This window comes from Pseudonocardia sp. EV170527-09, assembly GCF_008369905.1.
Lineage (GTDB): Bacteria > Actinomycetota > Actinomycetes > Mycobacteriales > Pseudonocardiaceae > Pseudonocardia.
The window spans coordinates 1-5,064 of the sequence record NZ_VRMC01000165.1 but is presented as its reverse complement, the minus strand read 5'-3'; the positions used below and the strand labels follow the sequence as shown (position 1 = coordinate 5,064).

Genomic DNA, 5,064 nt, shown 5'->3' with positions numbered 1-5,064 from the left:
ACACCCCCTCAGCGTCGCCCAGAAGGGGTCAATCCCAATCCGACGTCAGGGGGTCAGTCTCAGGCCGTCGTCGACAGCTGCCGGCGCGGGCGCTCATGGTCGGCCTGCCGCGACGAGAGGGGAGCGGCCGTTGTCCGATCCTGACCCCAGCCCGACCGGGTTCGCGGTGTTCTGTGGGCTCGATGTCGGCAAGTCCGAACACCATGTCTGCGCTGTCACGAGCTGTCGTGTTGTTGCACCAGACGCATCGTTTCCTGCTTGAGGGACTACAGCCCCATGTTGGTGGCGGCGTTCGAGCTCCATGCGGTCTGGACGCGGACGTAGCCGCCGACCGAGGCCAGGGAGCGATGTCGGGTCTGGGCGGCGATCTCGCGGTCGGAGGCGCCGCGCAGATGTGCCCAGGTCACGAACCCGGCTCGCAGGGAGTGCGGGGAGTAGCCCTGCTCGGCGTGGCCGGCCGCGGCGGCGAGCTCGGTGATGCGGCGGTTGACCGAGGCCCGATGAAGCCCGGTGGGGGCCGGCCGGTTGCCGGTGGAGACCCGGCGCAGCAGCGGGCCCTCGGTGATCCCGGAGAGCTGGAGCCAGGCGTCGAGGGCGCGCACGGGGCAGGCATCGGGGTGGCTGGCGTAGGGCAGGACGACGAGCTCGGTCTGTTCGCCGCGCTGGTTGGTCTTCGACGAGGGGATGACCAGGGTCCGGCCGCGGTCGTGGGGCAGGACGTTGTCGACGGTCAGCGCGCAGAGTTCGGAGCAGCGCAGCGCGGAGAAGAACCCGATCAGCAGCAGGGCGCGGTCGCGGGCGCCGGCGAGGTCGGGCTCGGATGGGCGGGTACGGAACTCGCGGGTGGTGGCGGTGGCTGCGACGAGGTCGAACAGCTGTGGGGGCATCAGCGGCGGCGCCTGGTCGGGTGGGGCGCCATGGACGCGGCGGATGCCCTCCCAGACCGTGGTGACCCGGGCCGGGCTGGTCGGGTCGGGTAGGTCGGCCAGGGCGTGGAAGAACCGGATCGCGGCCATGCGCCGGCTCATGGTGGAGACCTTCGCCCCGGCTCGTGCCAGGGCGGTCAGGTACCCGCTGACCGCGGCCGGTGGGGCGGGTGCGGGCGCATGGTGTGCGCCGGCGCACCAGTCGCAGAACTCCTGCCAGTCGGCGCGGTAGGCCTCGATCGTCGCCGCGGCCTTCGAGGCCTGGCCGTAGGCGGCCTCCTCGGCCGAGAGCGGGCCGCCGTCGAGGTCGGTGACGGGCACCAGCCCGGCGGCCGCGGCCGCGGCGGTGAGCTCGCGCTGCTGGTGATCGGACACGATCAGCGACGGTAGCGAGCCAGGCCGACCTCGCCGGGGACCCGCGCCGCGACAGCGGCGGACCGCTGAGGGAGACGTCATGTGATCTGGCCATTGTCACGCTCGGAGCGGTCTCTACGACAGACGGTGCGAACGCCTGACGGACACCGGCTCCTTGGCGCTTAACTGATCATGGGATGGAGGCGCTGGTGGCATCTGATCTGGAGACGCTGATCGCGCAGGTGTGGAGCCCCGACGTCCGCCCCCTCGCGGAGGAGGCGTGGCGTTGCTACAACGCCGGTGCGATCCGGTCCTGCATCGCCGCGACCTGGTCGGCAGTCGGCGCCGACATCATCGGGAAGCTGGTCCGCCTGGCGGATGAAGGCGACGCCCAGGCCCAGCAGTTCCGACACAAGGTGGAGACCGCCCGAGAGCACGGCCTGAGGCCCGAGGGCGTCACCGCCATGCAGAAGATCGAGGGCGCGCTGGTCGACGAGGCCGTGAAGTTCGAGCTGATCGACACGATCGACGGCCGGGAGCTGAACCGGATCCGGGAAGACCGCCACCTGTGCGCGCACCCGTCGCTGCGCGCGGCCGGCGAGGCCTACACCCCGCGTGCCGAGGTCGGGCGGGCACATCTCGCGGTCGCCCTGACGACGTTGTTGGTCCATCCTCCGACGCAGGGCAAGAAGCTGATCGAGGAGTTCAAGAGCTACATCTGCGACCCGATGTGGGCGCCGTCTGCGTTGCACGTGCAGGCGACGTTCCATGATCGCACCCGAGTGGCGACCCGCAACTCCATCATCAAACTCGCGGCCAAGTCGGCGATGCTCGAACTCGCGGCGGACGGTGTCATCTCGCCGAGCGAGCACGCCGATCGGATGGCGGTGGCGCTGGAAGCTCTTGCCGAGCGGGATCGGGATACAGTGCGCGACGCCGTGGGGCATTGCCAAGAGCAGCTGCAGACCCTTGACGCTGCGACCCAGCTGCGGGTTCTGGTGCGGATGGCGGACCACGACTACTTCTGGTCGGCTGTGGGTCAGCCGCTCGCCGACCGGTTCCAGGCGCAGTTGAGCAGGCCGATCACTGTGGTGCCGTGGGAGCCCCTACCGCACGACGTGGCAGCCAGTCTCGCGGTCGTGGCGAGCAAGCAGGCACGGGACCGGCTGCCAGCCCTGGCCTTGCGGTTCGAGCAGCTCGATGATCACCACAGACGCAACGTCATGGCCGCGCGTGCCGCCGAGTATTTCGTTCCGGCGGTAATCGTTGCGCTGCAGACCGCCGGGAGCTGGCGGACCGGAGAAGCCGTGGGGCGGCTGCTCGTCCAGCACGCGGAGTATCTGACCGTGGAGACCCTGCAGGAAGCGTTGTGCAGCTGGCACGACAACAACGAGTGCCGACAGGCCGTGGAGATGCCCGGCCTGGCTGTGCAGCTGTTCCACGCGACGGCCCACCTCGGTGACGCCCGGTTCGGTCCTTTCGGCGATTTCGCCGCGAAGTGCGAGTCGACCGAGGGGCGCGCGGAGTACTACAGCTACCCGGGGCTGCACGAGGTGCTCCGGCGCGCGGAGGGAACCCGCCGGGGTTGACCCCGCGGTGTCGTCCTCGTGTCCTACCGGATGGGTACGACCGCCACCCCGACCTCGAGCTGTGTCCAGGCGGTGTCGGCGGTGACCGCCGGGCCGGCGAGGCGGGTGGCCAGGGCCAGGCAGCACCGATCGCCCAGGGACAGCCCGGCCGCCCGGGTGACCGGCCACAGGGTCGCGGCGGTGACGGCGTCGGTGGCGGTGACCGGTTCGATGCCGATCCCCAGGGTGCGCAGCTGGCGCAGGGTGCGGTCGGCGTCGACGCCGCGTTGGGCCAGCTTCTGGTAGACCTCCGAGAGGTTCACCGCCGAGATCACCGCTGCCTCGAGGTAGCTCTCGACGACGTCGGCGCCGGGCTCGGCGCGCAGCCAGGCCAGCACCGCGGAGGCGTCCAGCACCGCCGGGCCGCGGGAGCCAGGGGACTCGCTGACCGCAGCCCGGTCCGGCCCGGTCACGAGGAGGTGTCCTCGGTCGCGGCCTCGGCCCGGCGCTCGGCGATCAGCTCGTCGGCGGCCGAGTCCTGCGGGTCGCCCTGCCACTCCGCGGCGATCTCCCGGCGCATCCGCGCGACCAGCTGCGCCCGGGACTCCATCACCACCCGCCCGTCCTCGACCGACAGCAACAGCGTCGACCCGGCAGCCAATCCCAGATCACGACGCACCTGCGCGGGGATCAGGATTCGACCGTCCCGATTGACGACGACCTCGGCACGTCCCGCATCGTCTACCTGCTCCGACATACCACCGAGTCTAGCGCAGATGTGTCCACTACCTGACAGGCCGCTCTATGCGACGACAGAAAAGCCGGTGCACCCGCATCGAGATTCTACGCAACATAACGTTGCTTCTGTCGCCTGGCGTTCAGCTCTGCTCGGCGGCCTTCCCTGCATGGTCCCGCCAAGCACCAGCTGTTTCGTATCGTTTCGTTGCAACGCAACGAAACGAAACGAAACGAAATACAGAACGATTGACAGAACGATACGAAACAGCTAGGGTCGGCGTCGTGAGTGAGCAGCCCTTCCCCGGCGAGCCGGCCGACCGCAGCGGCGACACCGCGGCGACGTCACCGGTCGATCCGGGTCCCGGCGCGCCGTCGGACGGCGCCGGGCCGGTCGGGCCCGGCGGTCCGGCATGGCGGGCGCGCGCGGGGGCGCCGGAGCTGGAGCCGTGCCAGTTCCCGGGCTGTGCGAACACGATGGAGTACGCCGGGTCCGGGCGGCGGCCGAAGTACTGCTACCAGGTCGTGGGTGGGGTGATGCACGACCGGGTCAACGCCAAGCGGATCGCCGACGGCGGTGTCCCGGTGCGCCGCCGTGGTGTGCCCGATGACGCCCTTGCCCGTCCGATCGCCCGGGCGGAGAAGACCGTCGCCGAGCAGGTCGCTGCGCTGATCTCCCGCCTGGAGGTGAGCGGTGAGGAGCTGCGTTCCGCGCTGGGCGCCCTGGCCGATCCCGACGCGGTCGCCGCGGAGATCGCCGCTGTCCGGCGCGCTGCGCGCGCTGAGGTCGACCAGGCCCAGGCCGCGACCGACGAGGCCCGCGCCCAGGCCCGCGCCGCCCAAGATGCCGCCGAGGCCGCCCGCCGCTCGGCCGCCGAGTCCGACGACGCCGCCGCCGCGCTCGCCGAGCGCGATGCCGCCGAGCTCGCCCGCGCCGAGGCCGTCGCCGCCCGCGAGGCCGCCGAGGCTCAGCTCGCGGCGACCCGCGCCGAGCTGGAGCAGCAGGTCGCCGACCTCACCGCCGAGCGCGACGCGGCCCGGGCCGAGACCGAGCGGGTCACCACCGAGCTGACCGCCCAGCTGGCCGGAGTGCGTGCGGAGCTGGAGACCGCCGTCGCCGAGCGCGACACCGCGGCGGCCGCGCGCGACACCGCCGCGGCGGAGACCGAGCGAGTGAACGCTGAGCTGGCCGTGTTGACCCGGGAGCACACCCGCACCGAGTCCCAGCTCGCCGAGGCCCGGGCCCGCGTCGAGCAGCTGGCCACCGAACGCGACACCACGGCCGCGGACCTGGCGGCGACCCGCCGCGACCGCGACCGCGCCGAGACCGACCGCGCCCGCCTGGCCGACGAGATCAACGACGTGCGCGAGCAGGCCGCCGAGCACCGCGCCGGCCGGGCGGCGGCGGAGAGCAGCCTGGCCGCGCTGCGCGAGCAGCTCGCCCACGACGTCGACCGCGAACGCGCCTACGGCGAGCAACG

The 5,064-nt window shown here is 71.9% G+C and carries 5 protein-coding genes; 2 read left to right on the top strand and 3 right to left on the bottom strand.

Features of this window, described 5'->3' with window-relative positions:
* Nucleotides 1–266: 266 nt before the first annotated feature.
* Nucleotides 267–1,301, bottom strand: a complete 1,035-nt coding sequence (locus FVA95_RS27410) for a site-specific integrase (RefSeq protein ID WP_161992494.1) — start codon at nucleotides 1,299–1,301, stop codon at nucleotides 267–269.
* A 176-nt stretch (nucleotides 1,302–1,477) separates the two neighbouring features.
* Here FVA95_RS27410 and FVA95_RS31435 point away from each other — a divergent pair, with 176 nt between their 5' ends.
* On the top strand, nucleotides 1,478–2,869 hold the full coding sequence (locus FVA95_RS31435; RefSeq protein ID WP_149666699.1) for a hypothetical protein: 1,392 nt from the start codon (nucleotides 1,478–1,480) through the stop codon (nucleotides 2,867–2,869).
* Nucleotides 2,870–2,892: 23 nt separating this feature from the next.
* On the opposite strand, the gene FVA95_RS27400 is transcribed toward FVA95_RS31435, so the two are convergent.
* A complete protein-coding gene (locus FVA95_RS27400) occupies nucleotides 2,893–3,321 on the bottom strand; it encodes a type II toxin-antitoxin system VapC family toxin (RefSeq protein WP_149666698.1) in 429 nt (142 codons plus the stop codon).
* Nucleotides 3,318–3,605 carry an AbrB/MazE/SpoVT family DNA-binding domain-containing protein gene (locus tag FVA95_RS27395; protein WP_149666697.1) on the bottom strand — a complete coding sequence of 96 codons (288 nt, stop codon included), beginning with the start codon at nucleotides 3,603–3,605 and terminating at the stop codon, nucleotides 3,318–3,320. The genes FVA95_RS27400 and FVA95_RS27395 overlap by 4 nt, the downstream gene beginning before the upstream one ends.
* A gap of 263 nt (nucleotides 3,606–3,868) precedes the next feature.
* Between FVA95_RS27395 and FVA95_RS27390 the strand changes: the two genes are divergently transcribed.
* Nucleotides 3,869–5,064: hypothetical protein (locus tag FVA95_RS27390; RefSeq protein ID WP_149666695.1), on the top strand; the 1,196-nt coding region annotated here is incomplete at its 3' end.